Below are 20,603 nucleotides of genomic sequence, written 5' to 3'. Positions count from 1 at the left end.
ATCTTGAAGCCAATGCACGTCGCCTTCTTTGTCGACCAAGTATTCTGGCGCGAGGGACCCGTGCTCTCGACCGAGGAGTCGTTTATCCTCTTCCCGGCGAGCTTTGCTGGCTTCGTCGACCAGATCACGTTCATTGGACGCGAGGCGCCGACCCCTGGGCGTGCTCCCTACGTCCTGGACGGCTCCAACTTCTCTCTATGCACGATGCCGTTCTATCCCAGCCTGTACCAGCTCTGGCGAGCCGACCCCCGCATGTATCGTCGGATTCGCGAATCCGTGCGCGAGCAATCCAAGAACTGGGATGTGCTCGTCATCTGCGGGCCCCACCCGATTGGCCAGCTCGTCGCCCGGATGTGCATCGCTCAAGGCATCCCCGTCGTCCTGATGGTGCGCCAGAACCTCATCGAGCAAATGAGCGCCCATCGCGGGCTGGAGCGCCCCATCGCGATGCTCGCAGCCCACGTTCTCGAATGGGATTTCAAGCGGTTGGCCCGCGATCGGACGGTCTTTGCGGTCGGCGAGGAGATGACGAAGATCTACAGCCGCTTCTGCAGCCGCGCGCACAATCATTTTCCCTGCCTCGTCGACCGTGCGCAGTTCGAGATGTTCTCGCAGATGTCCGCAGGGCCCGATCCCAAGCGCCTCATCAAGGTATGCCGGCTGGCTCCGGAGAAGGGACATCGCTTCCTGTTCGAGGCAATGGCGCAGCTCAACCAGCGCGGCCTGCGCTGTCATGTCGATCTTGTCGGCACTGGTGCCCTGGACCAGGAGCTCCGGGAACTGGCTTCAAAACTCGGCATTGCGTCGCAGGTTACGTTTCACGGCTATGTTCCCTACGGTCGACCGCTCTTCGACCTCTACGAGAAGGCGGGAGCGATGGTCCTGTCCTCCACAACCGAGGGCTTCCCCCAGGTCATCAACGAGGCCTTGTCCATCGGCCTTCCAACGGTGGCGACAACAGTGGGAGGAATTCCCTCGTTTCTCACGGACGGAGAAACCGCTCTGCTGGTGCCGCCGCGGGACGTCACTGCGTTGGCCGGGGCGATCGAGAAGATGGTGCGCGCGCCAGAGCTTCGTGAGCGCCTGCGACGAAACGGGCGCGCCCTGATGCAGGATAACGTCCTTGAAGTGAATCGGGCCCGTGTCCTCGGGGGTGTTCATGACGAGATCGCTCGCCGTCGAGCATAACTATCGCTGCGCAATCGGCGACCATCCGAACACGGCTCCACCGTGCCGCCCGACGGTCAGCGTTATCGTGCCCGTCTACAACGAGATCGATTGCCTCGACCGGCTCGTGACAGACTTGCTCGCCCAAGATTACGAACGGATTGTCGAATTCTGGTTCGCGGATGGTTGCTCGCAGGACGGGACCTACGAGACGCTGCTGCGGCTCCGCGACGTGGATGACAGGATCCGTGTGATCAGGAACCCGAAACGCGGACCGGCCGCCGGCATCAACCTGGCCTTGGAACTGGCGACGGGAGACATCGTAAACCGCCTCGATGCGCATGCGCGCTATGAACCCGATGTCGTGACGAACAGCGTAAAGGCACTGCTGGCAACGGGCGCCGCAGGCGTGGGCGCCATCGCTCGCCCTTCAGCCGGCAGGACACTTATCGGCCATGCCATCGTCGCCGCGCACAAGAGTCCTTTCGGAGTAGGCGTCGCGAAATTCCGCCGACACGGCGCGGAAGGCTGGACCGACGCGATCTGGAACGGCTGCTACTGGAAGCACATCGTCGATCGCGTGGGGCCACTGCGGGAAGATCTGCATCGCGCCGAGGATAACGACTTCAACGCGCGCATTCAGGGTTTGGGGTATGGCCTCTACCTGTCGCCGGCGATACGAGCCTGGTACCTGCCGCGGCAGACTCTGAGATCGCTCTGGAGGCAGTATTTCGCCAACGGTGTCGGGGTGGTCAGAGCTGCTCGGGAGAGGCCAGATGCCCTGAGCTGGCGGCATTTCGCTCCGCTGGCGCTAGTCCTCGCAGTGGGTTGCGCCGGCCTGATCACAATTGCGTGGCCGGGAGGGCTTCTTAGCCTGATTTTTCTGCTGGCCTACCTGGGCGTTCTGGCGTTAGCCACGCTTCTTGCGGCGTGGCAAGAACGCGGCGCGTATTTGCTCCTCCTCCCGATAGCGTTGGCTACGCTTCACTTCAGTTATGGGTTTGGTTCCCTCTGGGCCCTTGTGGAGCCCCCCTTGATCGCACTCGTGAGGCGAGCTCGCCCCGCTTAACACTCCGTTAAGATATCGCCTTCATGGTTCGTGGTAGCGGCCGGGCAGCGACCCTTCATCATCGCGCCAGTGGTGAGCTACGACGTTCGCATTAGACCGAGGGCTTACGCCTCAATCGCTCGGTCTAGTCTCTCTGCACGATTGGCAGGGTTGAGAGAACGCATACCGTGGTTGCGATCGAGGGATCGCACCATGCTTCAAATCGCTACATCTTCTCATTCGCTGCTGGAGGAACTCTCGCCAAGCGCGAGGGACGGCAGGCACAGAGTGCTTGCCCGCAACGCCGTCCTCTTCTGGCAGGACGAACGACAGCCGCAAGCCATCGAGATTGTGGAGGGCGCCGTTCGGGCCGCGCGTCTCTGGAGCGATGGCTCGCGCCAAATCCTGGCATTCTTTTGGCCCGGCGACATCATCCAGGCCGCGGCTCTGCAACGCTATACTGCGGAAGCGGTCACGCGCTGTGTGCTGAAGCCGCGCAGTCATGAGGAGGTCGGCGCTCTCGAGTCGTCGGGCACGGACCAGGCGCTTCAGGCGTCGATCCGCCTTCTTGCAGCGACGGGCAAGAAGAGCGCCACGAGCCGAATGGCGTGGTTCCTGCTTCAGATCTACGAACACCTTCCGCAGGATCCGAAGCGCCCGCAGGCGCTCCGTTTCACAATCCCCCGCAATGACGTCGCTGATTACCTCGGGATGTCGATGGAAACCGCGTGCCGCGTACTAGCGGCATTCCGGGCACGCGGTTTGATCGATCTCCCGACCCGGAAGACCATTTATTACCGAGACATGGCGCAGCTCGCTCGGGTCGCTCAATCACCCAAATGGGAAGATGCCGAAGCGTGAAGGCAATGGCCTTCCGCTTGCGACAGCTTCCAGATTTTGTGGTATGTATGAGCGCCAAAATAGGTCGAGGGGCATGTGCTGATCCGACGGCGCGGCAGACGCCAGGGAGCCAGGCACGACAATGTGGCGTATCCTGTTAGCCGATGACCATGGGATTTATCGCAAGGGCCTTCACTTGGCCCTTCAGCGCGCGTTTCCCGACGCCGATCTCCTGACAGCGGACTCGCTTCCGACCATCCTGTCCGCAGTCGAGGCAAACCCGGATCTCGACCTTCTTATCATCGACCTGCATATGCCGAGCCGCGTTCCGATCGAGGGCCTCCACCACCTGAGCGCGACCTGCCGGAACATTCATCTGGTCGCGCTGTCCGCCTCCGAAGCAGCTACCGACATTCTGGAATGCCTTGCTTGCGGATTTCACGGCTATATTTCGAAGCTTCAGACTGACGAGGAAATCATTGCGGGCATAGAGGATGTCCTTGCTGGAAAAATCTATGTCACGCCGCGCTTGGCCCTCACGAAGGGACTCGCCTCATGGCGCGAGATGGTAGAGGTCACCGCCTCCAGCCGGTCGCAACTCATCCGCCTGACGAACCGCCAACGGGACGTCCTTGCCCTATTGGCGCAGGGCAAGTCGAACAAGGAGATCGCACGCGAGCTCACCATCGCGGAGGCGACTGTCAAGATACATGCGGCGGCGGTAATCCGCGTGCTTGGAGCCACGAACAGGGCCTCGGCGGCGCTGTTTGCTCAACGGTGGCTTGAAAGGAAGGAGTGGGGACCGTGATCGCGAGCCCCATTTCGACGGAGTGCTGAGCCTACAAGTCCAGAGCTGTGGTGAGGACATACTCCAAGCCTTCCGGCGAGAGGCCCAGCGTCGAGGTCCCTCCGGTGATCGCCTTGCCGTCATCGCATAAAATGGACGTTCCGAAGCCGCGTTTGCAGCTTCCCGTCGCTTGAGGCCCGTTCCGTTCAAGCCATTGCAGGCACAGGCTCGCGTGGGTGCTGTCAATGGGTTGAATGCTCCAACGGACCAGCACCTTGCCTTCTGGGCAGCTCAAGGCTCCATACTTGACGGCATTTGTCGTGAGTTCGTGAATGATGATCGAGAACGACTGCGCAAGCCCGCTACGGAGCCCAACCGACGGCCCGATCAAGTCGAACTGATTGGAGCGGCAATACGGAGAAAGCTCGAGGCGGACGAGCTCCTCCAACGAGCAATGATCCACGCCCTTTCGCGTAGATACATCAGCATTTGCGATAGCGCGAAGGCGCCCTTCCAGCGCATCGCATAATTCTGCAACTGTCGTACTACTCTCTGCTGTCAACTTGATGATAGACAAAACTAATGGTACGAAATTGTCGAGCCGATGCTGAATTTCTTTGTTATCGAGACTAAGAAAATAGAATTGATCTATAAGATCGTCAACAGAATCTGGGAAAGGCGTATTTAATTCGCCATTCAATTTATATAAAATGTGATACAACATAGCAAATGAGTTAAATAACCTTTTTGATCGAAGTAAATTTGTATTCAAACTCGAAAACTTCGAGCGAATTCTTGACGCTGCCTGTCTTTTCATCAGTGCAGACTTCAATTTATCTCTAGGTAGGCCTAGGGTCATGCGAGATCCTCACCTAAGAGACCTAGTTTACGTCAATAATAGCTGATTTCTGTCAATAAAACAATTCTAGGGTCCGTTAGGTTAACGCGCCGCTGCGCGGTTGGTTCACTCGTGACCGAACGCGCCGACGCCGGTTGATCCCGGCTTTGGACCCTGGAGGATGTCCCAATGGAGTCTCGCCGGAGCTTTCTCGTCAACGCTGCTAGCCTCGCAGCCTCAGGGTTTTATGGATTGGAGGCATTCGGCCAAGACGCCAATGTGAGCCGCAAGGCTTCAAATGAGCCTACCCCGAGCCAAGCGAGCGGAACCGGCCGTACGCTCCATGTCGCGCCCACCGGCGAGGACGGCGACTATCCTGAGCGGGGAACGGTCCAGCGTCCGTTCGCCACGCTGCCTCACGCCTTCGCCCATGCCTATGGCGGCGATACGATCCTGCTGCGAGGGGGAGAATATGGCTTCGACGGTGCCGTCGAAGGATGGCTTCTCGCGGGGCACGACGGAGCGCCGGGACGTCCGATCGTCATCGAGAACTATCCCGGCGAGTCTCCCGTGATCGACGGAGCCGCAATGAGGCCCCCGACACAACGGTATCAGGCGTGGCCTTCGCGCAATTCAGCCGGCGGTTTTGCGCTTGTTATCATGGATGCTTCCCACCTGACCCTGCGCGGACTCACCATCCGCCACGGACCGATGGGCGGATGCTTCGTCAACGGCACCCATCACGATTTGACGATCGAGCGCTGTGTCTTCCGCGACAATGGCTGGCTCAACGACGAGTATGGCACCGGCCTGGGAATCCTCGGGAGAGGCGATCACAACGTCGTGCGCAATTGCGACTCCTTTGGCAACCACGGCGGAGGACCGGGCGCAACTGGCGGAAACGCCGATGGGATCTCGGTTTCGCTCAACGACAGCACCGGAACCATCGTCACCGGTAACCGCGCCTGGCGCAACACGGACGACGGCTTCGACTTCTTCAACCCCTCGCGGGCCAAGGACAGCCTTGACGCCTCGCCGTGCCTTATCGACCAGAACTGGGCTTTCGAGAACGGATGGAACTCCGATGGCTCGATCAACCCTAACGAGACTGCCGACGGCTGCGGTTTCAAGCTGGGAGGGCGGCGCCCAGGCGCCACCGGCGTCTATGGCGGCCACACAGTGACGCGGTGCCTTGCTTGGAGCAACAAGACAAACGGCTTTGATGACAACGGCTATAATGGCGGACTGCAGCCGCTGGCCGTCTTCAACAATGTCTCCTTCAACAATGCGCGCGGTGACGTGGGTTACGCCTTCATCATTCAGCATAATGCGAGCACGGTGCTTCGGAACAACATAGCCTTCACAAAAGGCGGAAGGCACGACTTCGACATCTCGCTCCTGTCTCAGTCGCACAATGCGAGCAACGGCGCAGGCTTAAGGTCCCTCTCGCCAACGAATTTCAACGTGTCTTTGAGCGACTTTCAGTCCATCGACGATGCGATTGCGCGCGGCCCCCGCCAAGCGGACAGCTCCCTGCCGTTCTCGGGTTTTTTGAGATTGGCGAAGGGGAGCAGGCTCGTTGGCGCAGGAAGCTCGCTCGGGCTGCCCCCCACCGTGCCCTCGAAAGGGGATGTCGTCGATCTCGGGGCCTTCGATGCACCATAGCAACGGCTCATTATACCGGACTCTGACGGATGAGAGCGCCTACGCATGGGCTTCCCACACGGCCACCGCAAAACCGCGACGTTGGTTGCCGGGCTTCGCATGTTCGGCATGGTCGCGCCGATGGTGCTCGATAGACCGATCAACGGCGACTGGTTCGAGGCCTATGTCACGCAGGTCCTCGTGCCGGCGTTGCAGTCCGGCCACGTGGTGATCATGGCCAATATGTCGAACCACAAGTGCCCCGCAGCCCGAGAGCGGATCGAGGCATGCTGATGCGGCGAAACATCACCGAGGGCATGATCCTGTTCCGCAGGGCCTGGCTACGCAGCATCGTCGATCGCGTCGAGGTCGACGCCGATACCTTTGCATCGTCGGTAACAAGGCCAATCTGGAGCAGACTATCGCAGTGGCAAACTCCGGCTCCCTCAAGGAGCCCGGTGTTCGCAGCTCTGCACGGGAATGGCGCGGTCTACGGGAGTCGAACCCGTCTCCCCAGCGTGAAAGGCTGGTGTCCTAACCGATAGACGAAGACCGCTTTGCCGCGAACCGCTGGGGTTCGTGCCGAAGCGGGCCGAGGTATAGTGGCAGGCTTCCCGCTCCGCAAGCACCCGTTCACAAGAAAATGGCCGGCAGCGCCTCAGACCGGCCGGGCGAGGTCGAGGATGCGCAGTTCCGCGGTTTCCCGGCCGCCCCAGCGATTGAGCGACAGCGTCGCGGCGAGATGCACCATCTCGCCGCGGGCCGCGAACAGGGCCTGGCCAAGCGGCTCCTGCGCAGCACGGAAGGCGATACCGCCAATGCTGGCACCGTCGCCCGAACGCAGCTTGATGCGGACATGACCACCGCTGCCGATCTCGACGGCATCCGTCAGGCGATGCGCCGGGAAGACGAAGACCGGTTCCGGGCTGCCGGAGCCGAAGGGGCCTGCCTTGTCGATCTCGGCGAGGAGACGGGGCGTTGCCCCGCCGGCACTGAGGGCAGCATCAACGAGCAGAGCCTCGGCGTCGCCGACAGCGGTGACCTCCCGCAGCAGATGCTCGTTGAGGAAAGCGTGGAAGGCATCGCTCTGCCCCGGCGCCAGCGTCACGCCCGCCGCCATGGCATGGCCGCCGCCCTTGACCGCGTGGCCGGCCTCGACGGCGGCCCGCACGGCACGGCCGAGATCGACGCCCGCGACCGAGCGGCCGGAGCCGGTCGCGCCGCCCTCCCCGTTCAGCGCCAGCGCGAAGGCGGGGCGGCGGAAGCGCTCCTTCAATCGCGCCGCGACGAGGCCGACGATGCCGGGATGCCAGTCGGCGCTGCCGGCGAGCAGGACCGGCATCTCGGCCATGCCGGCAAGCTCGTGCTCGGCCTGCGAAACTGCTTCCAGCACGGCCTGCCGCTCGATCTCCTGCCGCTCCTGATTCAAGCGATTGAGCTCGGTCGCGATGGTGCGCGCCTCGACCTCGTCATCGGTCAGGAGCAGGCGGGCGCCGAGCGCGGCATCGCCGATGCGGCCGCCGGCATTGATGCGCGGACCGAGCAGGAAGCCGAGATGCCAGGGCTGGATCGGCCCGTCGAGGCCGGAGACATCCATCAGCGCAGCGAGGCCCGGCCGGGTGCGGCTGCGCATCATCGCCAACCCCTGGCGCACGAAGGCACGGTTGAGCCCTTGCAGGGGCACGACGTCGGCGACCGTCGCCAGCGCGACCAGATCGAGCACTGCCAGCAGATCGGGCTCGCCGCCGCGCGCCGCCCAGTGACCCTGCCGGCGCAATTCGCGGCTGGTTGCGACCAGCGCGAGAAATACGACGCCGGCGGCGCAGAGATGGCCGAGGCCGGAGAGATCGTCCTGCCGGTTCGGATTGACCAGAGCCTCGACGGCTGGCAGCCGCTCGGGCGCCTGATGGTGGTCGAGCACGACGACATCGAGGCCGAGCCGGCGCGCCTCGGCCAGCGGTTCATCGCTGGTCGTGCCGCAATCGACGGTGACGAGCAGGGTCGCCCCCTCGCCTGCCAGCATGCGGATCGCCTCGCTGTTGGGGCCGTAGCCCTCGATCAAGCGATCCGGGATGTGGATGCGCGGCCGGGCGCCGGCCTGGGTCAGGAAGCCCGCGAGCAAGGCCGAGGAGCAGGCGCCGTCGACATCGTAATCGCCGAAGATCGCGACGCGCTCGCCTTTGATGCCGGCCTGCGCCAGCCGGGCGGCGGCGGCCTCCATATCGGTGAGGACGCTCGGGTCCGGCAGGACGTCACGCAGCTTCGGCTCGAGGAAGCGCGCGGCCTCGGTGGGCTCGACGCCGCGCGCGGCGAGCAGGCGGGCGAGGATGTCGGGCAGGCCCTGCTGCTGGCTCAGCGCCTCCGCCCGACCGAGGCCGGCGATATCGAGCCGGTCGCGCCACGGGCGGCCGAGTGCCGAACGGGTCACGCCGAGAAAAGCACGGGGCGGCATCAGACTCATGATGCACCCGGCGTCGCGCAAGCAGCCGGCAAGGTCAACCTGTGTCGAACTTGCCGGGCCGTAGCCGATCGCCATACTCGCTGCAAACGGTGGAAAAGGCGGTCATGGAGAGGGATTGCGACGTCGTCATCATCGGCGCGGGACTGTCGGGGCTGGTCGCCGCCTGCGAGATCGCCGATGCCGGCCGCAAGGTGATCCTGGTCGAGCAGGAGCCGGAGCAGTCGCTCGGCGGGCAGGCCTTCTGGTCGCTTGGCGGGTTGTTCATGATCGACACGCCCGAGCAGCGGCGCTTGCGCATCCGGGATTCGCGCGCGCTGGCCGGGGATGACTGGTTCGGCTCGGCAGGTTTCGACCGGCCTGAGGACGATTGGCCGCGGCGCTGGGCTGAAGCCTATCTCGATTTCGCCGCAGGCGAGAAACGAGCCTGGCTGCATGGGATGGGCATGCGCTGGTTCCCGGTCGTCGGCTGGGCCGAGCGCGGCGGCTATCTCGCGACCGGTCACGGCAATTCGGTGCCGCGCTTCCATGTGACCTGGGGCACCGGGCCCGGCGTGCTGGAGCCCTTCCTGCGCCGGGCGAAGGAAGCGCAGGCGAAGGGGCTGCTGTCCTTCCGCTTCCGACATCGCGTCACCGGCATCGGCCGCAGCGGCGGCATGATCGACGGCGTCGAGGGCGAGGTCCTGGAGCCGAGCGATGTCGCGCGTGGCGAGAAGAGCGGGCGTAGCGTCGTGGGCTCGTTCAGCCTGAACGCGCAAGCCGTGATCGTCACCTCGGGCGGCATCGGCGGGAATCACGAGCTCGTCCGGGCCCACTGGCCGGCGCGACTCGGCGAGGCTCCTGCCCGGTTGCTCTCGGGCGTGCCGGATCATGTCGACGGGGCGATGCTCGGCGTGGCGCAAGCGGCCGGCGGGCGCCTCATCAACGGAGACCGGATGTGGCACTATGTCGAGGGCATCGCCAACTGGGCGCCGATCTGGCCGCGCCACGGCATCCGTATCCTGCCTGGCCCCTCCTCGCTGTGGTTCGACGCGCGCGGCAACCGCCTGCCGGTGCCGCTCTTCCCCGGCTTCGATACGCTGGGGACGCTCGAGCACATCATGAAGACCGGCTACGATTATTCCTGGTTCGTGCTGAACCGCAGCATCATCGCCAAGGAATTCGCGCTGTCGGGTTCGGAGCAGAACCCCGATCTCACCGGCAAGAGCTGGAAGCAGGTGCTGGGACGCGCCGGCGGCGGCGTGTCCGGCCCGGTGCAGGCCTTCATGGACAAGGGCGCGGATTTCATCGTCGAGAGCGATGTCTCGCGGCTCGTCGCACGGATGAATGCGCTCACCGGCGAGGCGCTGATCGACGAGGCGCATCTGCGCGAGCAGATCGAGGCGCGCGACCGGGCGCTGGCCAATCCCTTCGGCAAGGACCTTCAGGTCACGGCCTTGCGCGGCGCGCGCAACTATCTCGGCGACAGGCTGATCCGCACCGCGAAGCCGCATCGCATGCTCGATCCCGCGCATGGGCCGTTGATCGCGGTCAGGCTCAATATCCTGACGCGGAAGTCACTGGGCGGGCTGATGACGGATCTGTCGTCGCGGGTGCTGGACGATGGCGGCGAACCGGTGCCGGGGCTCTATGCGGCGGGCGAAGCCGCCGGTTTCGGTGGCGGCGGCGTGCATGGCTACCGGGCGCTGGAAGGCACCTTCCTCGGCGGCTGCATCTTCTCGGGCCGCGCCGCCGGGCGGGCGGCGGCGGGCGGCGGCGGGCGCTGTGATTTGATTCCCTCTCACGTCATCCCGGACAAGCCGCGAGAGCGGCGCCGATCCGGGATGACCGCGTGAGGAAAGAGCTCAATCGAGCTGGAACTTCGAGAACTCGCGGTGCTCGCCATAGATGCGGCGGACCGTGCCGGTGATCGAGCGATAGACCAGCGTCTCGGTCTCGATGAAATCCTTGCCGAAGCGCACGCCCGAAAGCATGCCGCCATCGGTGACGCCGGTGGCGCAGACGATGACGTCGCCCGAGGCCATTTCCGACATGTCGTATTTCTTGTTGGGGTCGAGCACGCCCATGCCGTGCGCCCGCACCCGCTTCTCCTCGGTGTCGAGGATGAGGCGACCCTGCATCTGGCCGCCGACGCAACGGAGTGCCGCAGCAGCGAGCACGCCTTCCGGCGCGCCGCCGATGCCGAGATAGAGGTCGATGCCCGTCTTCTCGGGCTGGGTGCAGAAGATCACGCCGGCGACGTCGCCATCGGTGATCAGGCGGATCGAGCAGCCGGTCTTGCGGACCTCCTCGATCAGCTTGGCATGGCGCGGGCGGTCCATGATCAGCGTGGAGATCTCGTTCGGCTTGACGCCCTTGGCCTTGGCCAGCGCGTTGATGTTGTCGGCCGGCGAGGCGTCGAGGTCGATCACGCCCTTGGCGTAGCCCGGACCGCAAGCGATCTTGTCCATGTAGACATCGGGGGCGTAGAGCAGGCTGCCGGCGCCGGCCATCGCCATCACCGCGATCGAGCCGGGCATGTCCTTGGCGCAGAGCGTGGTGCCTTCGAGCGGATCGACCGCGATATGCACCTTCGGGCCCTGCTTGTTGCCGACCTTCTCGCCAATGAAGAGCATCGGCGCCTCGTCGCGCTCGCCCTCGCCGATGACGATCTCGCCATCGATCGGCAGGCGGTTCAGCTCACGGCGCATCGCGTCGACCGCGGCCTGGTCGGCCGCCTTCTCGTTGCCGTGGCCACGCAGGCGGGCGGCTGCGACGGCGGCGCGCTCGGTGACGCGCACGAGTTCCATCGAGAGATAGCGCTCGATGATCTGGTCGGGAGAGATGCGGAGATCGACGGACATGAAAAATAGTCCCCTTTGAAATCGGGAGATGGAAGGCGGCCTTGTCAGACCTGTTCGCGTTCAATCCTGATGACTTGCGGCGGTTCCGCGACATGGCCGTCGGCGGTGACCTTTTCGAGCGCGGCGCGGATCGCGGTTTCGCTGGTGGCATAGGTGATGAGCACGACCGGCACCGGCGCGCCCGAGCGGCCGCCGGGATCGCGCGTGGCGGCCTCGGGCGAGCGGCGCTGGACGATGCTCTCCAGCGAGATATCGGCTTCCGCCATGCGGGTCGCTATTGCCGCGGCGGCGCCGGGGCGATCGGCGACGGCGAGACGGACATAGTAGCCGCCCTCGTGGCGCTGCATCGGCGCCCGCTTGGCCTCATCCAGGCGGGCGACCGGCAGGCCGAAAGGCAGGCCGGCGGTGCCGCGCGCGACATCGGCGATATCGGCGACGACAGCGGAAGCCGTCGGGTCGCCGCCGGCGCCGGGGCCGACCAGCGTGATCTCGCGGACCGCGTCGGCATCGACGCTGACGGCGTTGAGCACGCCCATCACCTGCGCGATGGGGGAGGATTTCGGCACCATCGTCGGGTGCACGCGCTGCTCGATGCCGGTCTTGGTGCGCTCGGCGACGCCGAGCAGCTTGATGCGGTAGCCGAGGTCGTCGGCCATCTTCAGGTCGAGCGGCGTGATCGCCGAAATGCCTTCGACATGAATCGCTTCGGCGTCGATCTTCGTACCGAAGGCGAGGCTCGTCAGGATCGCGAGCTTGTGGGCGGTGTCGAAGCCCTCGACGTCGAAGGTCGGGTCAGCCTCGGCATAGCCGAGACGCTGGGCGTCCTTCAGGCAGGCCTCGAAGGTCAGGCCTTCCTGCTCCATGCGCGAGAGGATGTAGTTGCAGGTGCCGTTGAGGATGCCGGAGATGCGGCTGACATTGTTGCCGGCCAGCGCCTCGCGCAGGGTCTTCACGACCGGGATGCCGCCGGCCGAAGAAGCCTCGAAGGCGAGCGCCACGCCCTTGCTCTCGGCGAGATCGGCGAGCGCGACGCCATGCGCGGCGAGCAGCGCCTTGTTGGCGGTGACGACATGCTTGCCGGCAGACAGAGCCGCCTCGACGGCAGCCTTGGCCGGGCCGTCCGAGCCGCCGATCAATTCGACGAGGCAATCGATTTCGTCCGATGCCGCGAGCGCGACCGGATCATCGAACCAGGTGAGTCCGCCGAGATCGATGCCGCGGTCGCGATTGCGGTCGCGCGCCGAGACGGCGGTGACCCTGATGGTTCGGCCGCAGCGGGCCGCCAGCGCGTTCTCCTGCCGGCGCAGGATGCGCAAGGTAGAGGCGCCGACCGTGCCGAGGCCGGCAAGTCCGACGCGCAGGGGCTGGGAGGCAGGCGAAAGAGGCACGCTGGTCATGCGCGCGGCGTCGCATGAGGTGCGGCGCGAGTCAACGAGGAAGCCGCGCGGCGCCTTGCTCGCATGACGCTTCACCCGAAATGACAGACGACCTCGGCGGCGACGCGTTTCACCTTGCCATCCTCGAAACCGAGATAGATGCGCAGCAGGTTGGTGCCGAAGGCCGTCGCCTTGATGGTGTGCAGCGCCTCGATCGTCGCGCCCTCGGAGACGGTGCTGTTCTCGACAGCGGGGGTCCAGAACCACGGCTTGGGCGGGTCGATGGTCACTTCGGCGAGAACGCGCTCGGCATCGGCCCGGCCGCTCCCGACCGGGATGTACCGGGTGACGATATCCGTCGCGTCGCGGGCGCATTCGCGGCCATTGGTGACGGCCAGCACGTCCGAGACCAGGGCCGAGCGCGTCTGCGGGATGCGGCCCCGGGAGTAGTCATAGGTCGCGACGAGGCAGATCAGCGCGAAGACGGCGAAAGCGACGCCGAGCAGGCGGCCTTTTCGGGACATGGAAGCGAGCCTCGGACGCGATGCGGAGCGATCCGTCCGCACTGCATCGGTTCCCATGTTTTGCGGGCGCGGTCCAGAGGCATGCGATGCCGCACCCGCGCCGCCCTACCCCGCCTTCGGCATCTGGATGACGTTATGCAGGGTCGTGTCGGCGCCCTTGAGGAAGCGGCCGATGTTGCGCGCGGCCTGGCGGATGCGCTGCTCGTTCTCGACAATGGCGATGCGGACATAGTCGTCGCCATGTTCGCCGAAGCCGATTCCGGGCGCGACCGCGACCTCGGCCTTCTCGATCAGCAGCTTCGAGAATTCCAGCGAGCCGAGATGGCGGAATTTCTCGGGAATCGCGACCCAGGCGAACATCGAGGCCTCCGGAGCCGGGAAGTCCCAGCCGGCCTTGCCGAAGCTCTCGACCAGCGCGTCGCGGCGCTTGCGGTAGATCTCGCGCATCTCGCGGATGCAGTCGTCCGGGCCGTTCAGAGCGGCAGCCGCCGCGACCTGGATCGGCGTATAGGCGCCGTAATCGAGATAGGATTTCACCCGTGCCAGCGCCGCGAGCAGGCGCTCGTTGCCGACGGCGAAGCCCATGCGCCAGCCGGCCATCGAGAAGGTCTTCGACATCGAGGTGAACTCGACCGCGACATCGATCGCGCCCGGCACCTGCAGCATCGAGGGCGGCGGGTTGTTCTCGTCGAAATAGACCTCGGCATAGGCAAGGTCCGAGAGCAGGATCAGCTCGTGCTTCTTCGCGAAGGCGACGAGGTCCCGGTAGAAATCGAGCGAGGCGACATAGGCCGTCGGATTGGCCGGGTAGCAGGTGACGAGTGCGATCGGCTTCGGCACCGAATGCATCATCGCCCGCTCCAGCGCCGGGAACATCGCCGGCGTCGGCTCGGCCGGGACGGAGCGAATCACGCCCCCCGCCATCAGGAAGCCGAAGGCGTGGATCGGGTAGCTCGGATTCGGCACCAGCACGACGTCGCCCGGCCCGGTGATGGCCTGCGCCATGTTGGCGAAGCCTTCCTTTGAGCCCAGGGTCGCGACGACCTGGGTATCGGGATTGAGCTTCACGCCGAAACGGCGCTCGTAATAATGCGCCTGGGCGCGGCGCAGGCCCCCAATGCCCTTCGAGGCGGAATAGCGGTCCGTGCGTGGCTTGCCGGCGGTCTCGACCAGTTTCTCGATGACATGCTTCGGCGCCGGCAGGTCGGGATTGCCCATGCCGAGATCGATGATGTCGACGCCCTTGGCCCGTTCGGCTGCCTTGATCTTGTTGACCTGTTCGAAAACGTAGGGCGGCAGGCGCTTGATACGGTGAAAATCAGTCATCTCGAACAGGTCCTCGGCCGCCCGGGGGCGGTGTCATGTTTTCGCTGGGATTACATCCTTGCGCCGAGGGTGCTTAGCATCGCATCTTTGGTCATGACAGAGCAAACGGCGCAATATTTTGCGATTCGTAGGGCGAGAAAGCCGGCCCATTGCCGCGCCATCCTGCCGCGAGAGGGCCTGCGCTCAGTTCCGGGGCAGCACCGCCGGTGCGGGCGGCGGCGTCGCGCCCAGCGCCTTGGCGGTGTCGCCGGCAGCCGCGTTGGCCTTCTGCTTGGCCTCGAGCGCGGCCTCGATCTTCTTGTAATCCTGGACCGGCTTGCGCGGGGCGGTCCGGGTCACGCTCGACCCGATCGGGACGTATTCGAGATCGGCCGGACGGGTTTCCCGGACGAATGCCTTCGATTCCTGCGGAGTCGTCGCCAGGCCGGCAGCCTCGGCGACGCCCTTGAAGCCCTCGCCGCTGCCGCAGCCGGCGAGCGCCGTGCCGACCACGACCAGGGCAGCCGGAATCAGGAGCAGCTTTTTCGCGGAGATTTCAGTCGGCATCGGACCATCCAGCGGTTGTCGATTTTGCTTGGTAAAGCACAGCGGCTGCGTCCTTAATAGGACCAAAATGGAGCGTCATGCGCTATCCGATAACGACTGGGGGAAAGGGCGAGATATGAGCGGAAAAAGCGACAGGGCGAAGGACACCACCGGCCCGGCCGAGGCCGCCGCTCCCGACTTCGACCAGTTCGCGCAGAATATGGGCCGGCTCGTCGAGGAATACGGCAAGATCACCGCCGCCTATCTGAAACCGCTCGAACGCGGCGAGGCCAAGACGGGCCAAGCCGACGAAGCCAGCGACATGGTCAAGACGCTCGGGCGCGTCGCCGAACGCTGGGTCAACGACCCCTCCAAGATCATCGAGGCGCAGGCTTCCCTCACCGGCGACTTCATGAACCTGTGGAGCACGGCGCTGAAGCGCGCCGGTGGCGAGGAGGTCGCGCCCGTCGCCGAGCCGGACAAGCGCGACGGCCGCTTCAAGGACCCGGACTGGACGAACCATCCGACCTTCGACTTCATCAAGCAGGCCTATCTGATCGGCTCGCGCTGGGCCGAGACGATGGTCGACAAGGCCGACGATCTCGACCCGCATACGCGCGAGAAGGCCCGCTTCTACATCAAGCAGATCGCCGGTGCGCTCTCGCCGACCAATTTCGTCGCCACCAACCCCGAATTGCTGCGCGAGACGATGCAGCAGAACGGCGAGAACCTGGTGCGCGGCATGAAGATGTATGCCGAGGATGTCGAGGCCGGCGGCGGCGAACTCAAAATCCGCCAGTCCGACGCCAGCACCTTCGAGGTCGGCGTCAATATCGCGACGACACCGGGCAAGGTCGTCTTCCGCAACGAGATCATCGAGCTGATCCAGTATGCGCCGGCGACGCCGCAGGTGCTGAAGCGGCCACTGCTGATCGTGCCGCCCTGGATCAACAAGTTCTACATCCTCGACCTCAACCCGGAGAAGAGCTTCATCCGCTGGTGCGTGGCGCAGGGGCTGACCGTCTTCTGCATCTCCTGGGTCAATCCCGATGCGCGCCACGCCGCCAAGGATTTCGAAAGCTACATGCGCGAAGGCATCTTCGCCGCGCTCGACACGATCGAGGAAGCGACCGGGGAAAAGAAGGTCTCGGCGATCGGCTACTGCGTCGGCGGCACGTTGCTCGGCGTGACGCTCGCCTATATGGCGGCTACGCGCGACAAGCGCATCGAGAGCGCGACCTTCTTCACCACGCAGGTCGATTTCTCGCAGGCCGGCGAGCTCTCGGTCTTCGTCGACGAGGAGCAGATCCGCGCTATCGAGGAGCAGATGGCCCGGACCGGCTATCTCGACGGCTCGCGCATGGCGGGCGCCTTCAACATGCTCAGGCCGAACGACCTGATCTGGTCCTACGCGGTCAACAACTACCTGAAGGGCAAGGCGCCGACGCCCTTCGACCTGCTCTACTGGAATGCGGATTCGACGCGGATGCCGGCGGCGAACCACTCGTTCTACCTGCGCAATTGCTATCTCGACAACAAGCTCTCCAAGGGCGAGATGCGGATCGGCGGCAAGGCACTCGACCTCAAGCAGGTGACGATCCCGATCTACAACCTCGCGGCGCGCGAAGACCATATCGCGCCGGCCCAGTCGGTCTTCAACGGCTCACAATGCTTCGGCGGGCCGGTCGAGCATGTCGTCGCCGGCTCCGGCCATATTGCCGGCGTCGTCAACCCGCCGGCCAAGGTGAAATACCAGTACTGGACCAGCGGCCCGGCCAAAGGCCGCTATGCCGACTGGCTGGCCAAGGCGGACGAGCATCCGGGCTCGTGGTGGCCGCACTGGTTCAACTGGCTGGAGGCCCAGGCACCGAAGAAGGTTCCGGCCCGCGAACCGGGCGGCGGCAAGCTCAAGGCGCTCGCCGACGCCCCCGGAACCTATGTGAAGGTGAAGGCCTAGGCGCGAAGATCGGCACGTCCCGATCAGCCCTCACCTGTCTCGGGCGTGCCGATAGCCTTGCGAAAGAACACGACGCGCTCGGTCTCGACGAAGCCGAGCGCGCGGTGAAATGCGAGGCTCGCTGCATTGTCGATCGCTGCGTCGGAGGCGAATTCAGAGCACCCCCGCGCGCGTCCCCACGCCGCGACGGCGCGGCAGAGCATCCGTGCGATGCCGGAGCGGCGGCGCGGTTCGGCGACGAAGATGCCTTCGAGGAAAACGACCGGCGACGTCTCGCAGCCATTGACGTAGTCGCTGCGCAAAGCCGCCTCGGCAAAACCGACGCAGACGCCCTCGCCCGTCAGGGCCACGCAGGCGAAATCGCGGCCGCTCGCGGCAGCCAGCGTCTCCGCCAGTTCCTCGCCATGCGCCTGCGCATCCTGATCCGGCCAGAGTTCGGCCCGTAATCCGGCCCAAGGGGCGAGGTGCCGTTCCCCGGCGCGCTCGATCCTAACGCTCATGATCGATCTTCCCCTACAAAGGCGCCCATCGCTGCACCGGCATCAGCATCAGGGGAAAGCCGGCGAGAAAACGGCAACAAAAAAGCCGGCCAGAAGGCCGGCTTTTCCAGGTCAATCCACCTTGGATCAGTATTTGCGAACCACCGGCTGCACCGGAATGGTCTGAGCCGGATCGTCCCAGCGATAGGTGAGGCCGACCGAGGCGACATGAACATAGGGCTTGGCTTCGGCGGTGTAGTAGACCGGCGCGGCCGGGTTCCACTGCGGATGTCCCGGATTGTAGTTCACCGACGCCTTCTTCACGTCGATATAGGTGTAGCCGATATCCAGCTTGAGCCGGTCGGTGACCTGATAGCTCGCGCCGGCGCTGAGCCAGAGACGATCGTTATCGGAAATATAGATGGTGCGGTTGCGGTCATTGACCGCAGACATCTCGTATCCGATGCCGGCGCGCAGCGTCAGGTCCTTGCTGTACTTGTACTCGACGCCGCCGCTGAAGAACCAGGCGTCGTCATACTGGAAATTCAGGCTGGTCTGCGGGCGGCCGTTGAGCTCGTTGACGATCGGGATGTTGCGGAAGCGGCTCCAGTTCGTCCACTCGACCCCGGCATGGACCTGCCACTGATCGTTGATGACCTGCGAAACGCCGACGACGACCGAGTCGGGCAGATTCAAGTTGGCCTTGACCGGGAAGCGGGCGAGGACGGGCGTTGGCGTGGCCAGCGACCCTTCGAGCGTCTGGCGGATCGAAGAACGGTAGGCCACGCCGATATTGGTTCCCTCGAACGGGGTGAACGTCGCGCCGAGGCGATAGCCGAAATCGATCGTGTCGCCTTCGAGAATAACCGGGGAAGCCGTCGGCAGGATGCCGCCAGCCTGCTTCAGCTTGGCGCTCAGATATTGGACCTGCAGAGCGGCGCCAACCGAGAGCCAGTCGTTGACCTTGTAGCCGACGGTCGGGGAGACGTTGATGGTCACGACCTTGGCCGAACGCCCGTAAACCTGGGCGGCATGAGCCTGGTTTTCCGGCTTGGAGCGCAGGCCATAAGGCGCGCCAGTGGTCATGCCGACCCAGAGCCGATCGGTGAGTTGCCAGGCGCTGGCCGAAGCAGGGATCAAGGCGCCATCGCCGCCGAGATTGCCGGTGCCGAGCTGGATCGGGTTCAGCGGCGCCGGCGCGGCCGGACCGCCGATCCGCGAAGCGGCCGTCGGCTGATAGTCGCCATTGGCGTTGAGATAGGTGTAGTTCCAGTTGCTGGTGCGGCCGGGAAACATGGTGATGGTCGCGGGGTTCCAGGCCATGGCGCTCATGCCGATGCCGCCCGAGGCCGCGCCGGCATAGGCCATGCCGAGACCTTCGGCGCCCTGGCCGCTGCGGATGGCGAAGGAGCTCGCCGAAGCCGCTCCAGCCGCGAGCAGGGCGGCGAGCGAGACGGTGGCGGCAGCGGCGGTACGAACAAGGCCCTTCATCGAATCCATCCCGGTTCTAAGGTTTTTCGAGGCCAGACACCCCGCTTGATTCGGAGCATGCCGCGAGCCGTTTCGCGCCGCAATCCTGCTTCGGACGCCTCGAAATCGCCGCAGCACCTCCACAATTCGCCCTGGGAACCCGGAAAATCGCCCAAAATCGACGATTTACGCGCATGCGCCGGCAAGATTGTTCAGAAAGATATCGTTTATATGAGAACTGTTGCCGGTTTTGAGCATTTGGGCCGGCAGCCCCCTCCCGGATTTGGTTTGCCGGAAACGTCGCTTTGGGAAGCGTCGTTGCATTCGGGCAACAATCCGGCTGGCCGCGCTTTGCGGATGCCCCATGCGCGATGACGGGCTTGTGTTTCCCGCCGGCATCCGATCAGAATCCCCCACCCATTTAGATCGTTTGAAAACGGGGGAAACACCTTGAAACTGCTCCGCTACGGCGCACCCGGCCAGGAGAAGCCGGCCCTTCTCGATGCCAAGGGCGGGTTGCGCGACCTGTCCAGCGTCATTCCCGACCTCGCCGGCAAGGCGCTGACCTCGGCCTCGCTCGCCAAGATCAAGGCGCTCTCGCCGGAATCGCTGCCGCTCGTCTCGGGCTCGCCGCGCATCGGCGCCTGCGTCGCGGATGTCCGCAACTTCATCGCCGTCGGCCTGAACTTCGCCGATCACGCGGCCGAGACCGGCGCCGAGATCCCGAAGGAGCCGATCCTGTTCAACAAGGCTCCCAACTGCATCGTCGGCCCGAATGACGACGTGATCATCCCCAAGGGTTCGCAGAAGACCGACTGGGAGGTCGAGCTCGCGATCGTGATCGGCGACGGCGGCTCCTATATCGAGGAGAAGGATGCGATGGCGGCGATCGCCGGCTTCTGCGTCTGCAACGACGTCTCCGAGCGCGCCTTCCAGCAGGAGCGCGGCGGCCAGTGGGCCAAGGGCAAGGGCTGCCCGACCTTCGGGCCGCTCGGCCCGTGGCTCGTGACCACCGACGAGGTCAAGGACATCCAGAATCTCGGCATGTGGCTCGAGGTTGACGGCGAGCGCGTGCAGAACGGCTCGACCAAGACGATGATCTTCGGCGCCGCCTATCTGGTGCACTATATCAGCCAGTTCATGCGCCTCGATCCGGGCGACGTCATCACCACCGGCACGCCTCCCGGCGTCGGCCTCGGCTTCAAGCCGCCGCGCTTCTTGAAGGGCGGCGAGGTCGTCACCCTCGGCATCGAGGGGCTCGGCGAGCAGAAGCAGAACTTCGTACCCTACAAGGGCTGATCCAAAAGGGGCGCTACGGCGC

18 protein-coding genes, 1 tRNA gene and 1 pseudogene are annotated in these 20,603 nt (G+C 64.7%); 10 read left to right on the top strand and 10 right to left on the bottom strand.

Annotation, left to right across the window (positions count from 1 at the left end):
- The first annotated feature begins 60 nt into the window (after window positions 1-60).
- From ACFJGT_RS07760 to ACFJGT_RS07745, 4 genes are all read left to right on the top strand, one after another.
- On the top strand, window positions 61-1,188 hold the full coding sequence (locus ACFJGT_RS07760) for a glycosyltransferase (RefSeq protein WP_377847544.1): 1,128 nt from the start codon (window positions 61-63) through the stop codon (window positions 1,186-1,188).
- Window positions 1,160-2,236, top strand: a complete 1,077-nt coding sequence (locus ACFJGT_RS07755) for a glycosyltransferase family 2 protein (protein WP_377847542.1) — start codon at window positions 1,160-1,162, stop codon at window positions 2,234-2,236. The genes ACFJGT_RS07760 and ACFJGT_RS07755 overlap by 29 nt, the downstream gene beginning before the upstream one ends.
- A 192-nt stretch (window positions 2,237-2,428) precedes the next feature.
- The gene (locus ACFJGT_RS07750) at window positions 2,429-3,076 is read left to right on the top strand and encodes a Crp/Fnr family transcriptional regulator (RefSeq protein WP_377847540.1); all 648 of its coding nucleotides are present in this window, start codon (window positions 2,429-2,431) and stop codon (window positions 3,074-3,076) included.
- A gap of 121 nt (window positions 3,077-3,197) precedes the next feature.
- Window positions 3,198-3,863 carry a LuxR C-terminal-related transcriptional regulator gene (locus ACFJGT_RS07745; protein WP_377847538.1) on the top strand — a complete coding sequence of 222 codons (666 nt, stop codon included), beginning with the start codon at window positions 3,198-3,200 and terminating at the stop codon, window positions 3,861-3,863.
- A gap of 31 nt (window positions 3,864-3,894) precedes the next feature.
- On the opposite strand, the gene ACFJGT_RS07740 is transcribed toward ACFJGT_RS07745, so the two are convergent.
- Window positions 3,895-4,701 carry a sensor histidine kinase gene (locus ACFJGT_RS07740; RefSeq protein WP_377847536.1) on the bottom strand — a complete coding sequence of 269 codons (807 nt, stop codon included), beginning with the start codon at window positions 4,699-4,701 and terminating at the stop codon, window positions 3,895-3,897.
- Window positions 4,702-4,869: 168 nt separating this feature from the next.
- Here ACFJGT_RS07740 and ACFJGT_RS07735 point away from each other — a divergent pair, with 168 nt between their 5' ends.
- Both ACFJGT_RS07735 and ACFJGT_RS07730 read left to right on the top strand, forming a co-directional pair.
- The gene (locus tag ACFJGT_RS07735; RefSeq protein WP_377847534.1) at window positions 4,870-6,345 is read left to right on the top strand and encodes a right-handed parallel beta-helix repeat-containing protein; all 1,476 of its coding nucleotides are present in this window, start codon (window positions 4,870-4,872) and stop codon (window positions 6,343-6,345) included.
- Window positions 6,346-6,378: 33 nt separating this feature from the next.
- Window positions 6,379-6,612 (top strand): annotated as a pseudogene (locus ACFJGT_RS07730) (transposase); the annotation flags it as partial.
- Between the two features lie 193 nt (window positions 6,613-6,805).
- Here ACFJGT_RS07730 and ACFJGT_RS07725 read toward each other — a convergent pair.
- Both ACFJGT_RS07725 and recJ read right to left on the bottom strand, forming a co-directional pair.
- A tRNA-Glu gene (locus tag ACFJGT_RS07725) sits at window positions 6,806-6,880 on the bottom strand.
- Window positions 6,881-6,982: 102 nt separating this feature from the next.
- Window positions 6,983-8,776 (bottom strand): single-stranded-DNA-specific exonuclease RecJ, encoded by a 1,794-nt coding sequence (recJ, locus tag ACFJGT_RS07720; protein WP_377847532.1) that lies wholly within the window; start codon window positions 8,774-8,776, stop codon window positions 6,983-6,985.
- 113 nt (window positions 8,777-8,889) lie between these two features.
- Between recJ and ACFJGT_RS07715 the strand changes: the two genes are divergently transcribed.
- Window positions 8,890-10,617, top strand: coding sequence for an FAD-binding dehydrogenase (locus tag ACFJGT_RS07715; protein WP_377847530.1), 1,728 nt, complete (start codon window positions 8,890-8,892; stop codon window positions 10,615-10,617).
- A 9-nt stretch (window positions 10,618-10,626) separates the two neighbouring features.
- On the opposite strand, the gene glpX is transcribed toward ACFJGT_RS07715, so the two are convergent.
- From glpX to ACFJGT_RS07690, 5 genes are all read right to left on the bottom strand, one after another.
- Complete coding sequence (glpX, locus tag ACFJGT_RS07710) at window positions 10,627-11,625, bottom strand: class II fructose-bisphosphatase (RefSeq protein ID WP_061963934.1); 999 nt, start codon at window positions 11,623-11,625, stop codon at window positions 10,627-10,629.
- A gap of 44 nt (window positions 11,626-11,669) precedes the next feature.
- Window positions 11,670-13,022: a homoserine dehydrogenase gene (locus ACFJGT_RS07705; protein ID WP_377847527.1), complete on the bottom strand. Its 1,353-nt coding sequence runs from the start codon at window positions 13,020-13,022 to the stop codon at window positions 11,670-11,672.
- Between the two features lie 71 nt (window positions 13,023-13,093).
- A complete protein-coding gene (locus tag ACFJGT_RS07700; RefSeq protein ID WP_377847525.1) occupies window positions 13,094-13,525 on the bottom strand; it encodes a hypothetical protein in 432 nt (143 codons plus the stop codon).
- 105 nt (window positions 13,526-13,630) lie between these two features.
- Window positions 13,631-14,851, bottom strand: a complete 1,221-nt coding sequence (locus ACFJGT_RS07695) for an LL-diaminopimelate aminotransferase (protein ID WP_377847523.1) — start codon at window positions 14,849-14,851, stop codon at window positions 13,631-13,633.
- A gap of 183 nt (window positions 14,852-15,034) precedes the next feature.
- Complete coding sequence (locus ACFJGT_RS07690; protein WP_377847521.1) at window positions 15,035-15,397, bottom strand: hypothetical protein; 363 nt, start codon at window positions 15,395-15,397, stop codon at window positions 15,035-15,037.
- Window positions 15,398-15,512: 115 nt separating this feature from the next.
- Here ACFJGT_RS07690 and phaC point away from each other — a divergent pair, with 115 nt between their 5' ends.
- Window positions 15,513-17,333 (top strand): class I poly(R)-hydroxyalkanoic acid synthase, encoded by a 1,821-nt coding sequence (phaC, locus tag ACFJGT_RS07685; RefSeq protein WP_377847519.1) that lies wholly within the window; start codon window positions 15,513-15,515, stop codon window positions 17,331-17,333.
- Window positions 17,334-17,356: 23 nt separating this feature from the next.
- Here the strand turns inward: phaC and aac(6') are convergent, their stop codons facing one another.
- Together aac(6') and ACFJGT_RS07675 are read right to left on the bottom strand one after the other, a co-directional pair.
- Window positions 17,357-17,833, bottom strand: coding sequence for an aminoglycoside 6'-N-acetyltransferase (gene aac(6'), locus ACFJGT_RS07680; RefSeq protein WP_377847517.1), 477 nt, complete (start codon window positions 17,831-17,833; stop codon window positions 17,357-17,359).
- A gap of 126 nt (window positions 17,834-17,959) precedes the next feature.
- Window positions 17,960-19,303, bottom strand: coding sequence for an OmpP1/FadL family transporter (locus tag ACFJGT_RS07675; protein WP_377847515.1), 1,344 nt, complete (start codon window positions 19,301-19,303; stop codon window positions 17,960-17,962).
- Between the two features lie 57 nt (window positions 19,304-19,360).
- On the opposite strand from ACFJGT_RS07675, the gene ACFJGT_RS07670 reads away from it, so the two are divergent.
- Together ACFJGT_RS07670 and ACFJGT_RS07665 are read left to right on the top strand one after the other, a co-directional pair.
- The gene (locus ACFJGT_RS07670) at window positions 19,361-19,657 is read left to right on the top strand and encodes a hypothetical protein (protein ID WP_377847513.1); all 297 of its coding nucleotides are present in this window, start codon (window positions 19,361-19,363) and stop codon (window positions 19,655-19,657) included.
- Between the two features lie 75 nt (window positions 19,658-19,732).
- Window positions 19,733-20,581 carry a fumarylacetoacetate hydrolase family protein gene (locus tag ACFJGT_RS07665; protein ID WP_377847511.1) on the top strand — a complete coding sequence of 283 codons (849 nt, stop codon included), beginning with the start codon at window positions 19,733-19,735 and terminating at the stop codon, window positions 20,579-20,581.
- The last annotated feature ends 22 nt before the right edge of the window (window positions 20,582-20,603 follow it).

This window comes from Allobosea sp. UC22_33 (assembly GCF_042700715.1).
Lineage (GTDB): Bacteria > Pseudomonadota > Alphaproteobacteria > Rhizobiales > Beijerinckiaceae > Allobosea.
This window is presented reverse-complemented; position numbering and strand designations above follow the sequence as displayed.

Excerpts from the sequence above, each read along its gene's own strand:
- ACFJGT_RS07740 (WP_377847536.1), bottom strand. The coding sequence starts at position 4,701 with ATGACCCTAGGCCTACCTAGAGATAAATTGAAGTCTGCACTGATGAAA.
- ACFJGT_RS07755 (WP_377847542.1), top strand. The coding sequence starts at position 1,160 with ATGACGAGATCGCTCGCCGTCGAGCATAACTATCGCTGCGCAATCGGC.
- ACFJGT_RS07750 (WP_377847540.1), top strand. The coding sequence starts at position 2,429 with ATGCTTCAAATCGCTACATCTTCTCATTCGCTGCTGGAGGAACTCTCG.
- phaC (WP_377847519.1), top strand. The coding sequence starts at position 15,513 with ATGAGCGGAAAAAGCGACAGGGCGAAGGACACCACCGGCCCGGCCGAG.
- ACFJGT_RS07745 (WP_377847538.1), top strand. The coding sequence starts at position 3,198 with ATGTGGCGTATCCTGTTAGCCGATGACCATGGGATTTATCGCAAGGGC.
- ACFJGT_RS07675 (WP_377847515.1), bottom strand. The coding sequence starts at position 19,303 with ATGAAGGGCCTTGTTCGTACCGCCGCTGCCGCCACCGTCTCGCTCGCC.
- ACFJGT_RS07700 (WP_377847525.1), bottom strand. The coding sequence starts at position 13,525 with ATGTCCCGAAAAGGCCGCCTGCTCGGCGTCGCTTTCGCCGTCTTCGCG.
- ACFJGT_RS07705 (WP_377847527.1), bottom strand. The coding sequence starts at position 13,022 with ATGACCAGCGTGCCTCTTTCGCCTGCCTCCCAGCCCCTGCGCGTCGGA.
- ACFJGT_RS07715 (WP_377847530.1), top strand. The coding sequence starts at position 8,890 with ATGGAGAGGGATTGCGACGTCGTCATCATCGGCGCGGGACTGTCGGGG.
- recJ (WP_377847532.1), bottom strand. The coding sequence starts at position 8,776 with ATGCCGCCCCGTGCTTTTCTCGGCGTGACCCGTTCGGCACTCGGCCGC.
- ACFJGT_RS07670 (WP_377847513.1), top strand. The coding sequence starts at position 19,361 with ATGCCGCGAGCCGTTTCGCGCCGCAATCCTGCTTCGGACGCCTCGAAA.
- ACFJGT_RS07735 (WP_377847534.1), top strand. The coding sequence starts at position 4,870 with ATGGAGTCTCGCCGGAGCTTTCTCGTCAACGCTGCTAGCCTCGCAGCC.
- glpX (WP_061963934.1), bottom strand. The coding sequence starts at position 11,625 with ATGTCCGTCGATCTCCGCATCTCTCCCGACCAGATCATCGAGCGCTAT.
- ACFJGT_RS07690 (WP_377847521.1), bottom strand. The coding sequence starts at position 15,397 with ATGCCGACTGAAATCTCCGCGAAAAAGCTGCTCCTGATTCCGGCTGCC.
- ACFJGT_RS07695 (WP_377847523.1), bottom strand. The coding sequence starts at position 14,851 with ATGACTGATTTTCACCGTATCAAGCGCCTGCCGCCCTACGTTTTCGAA.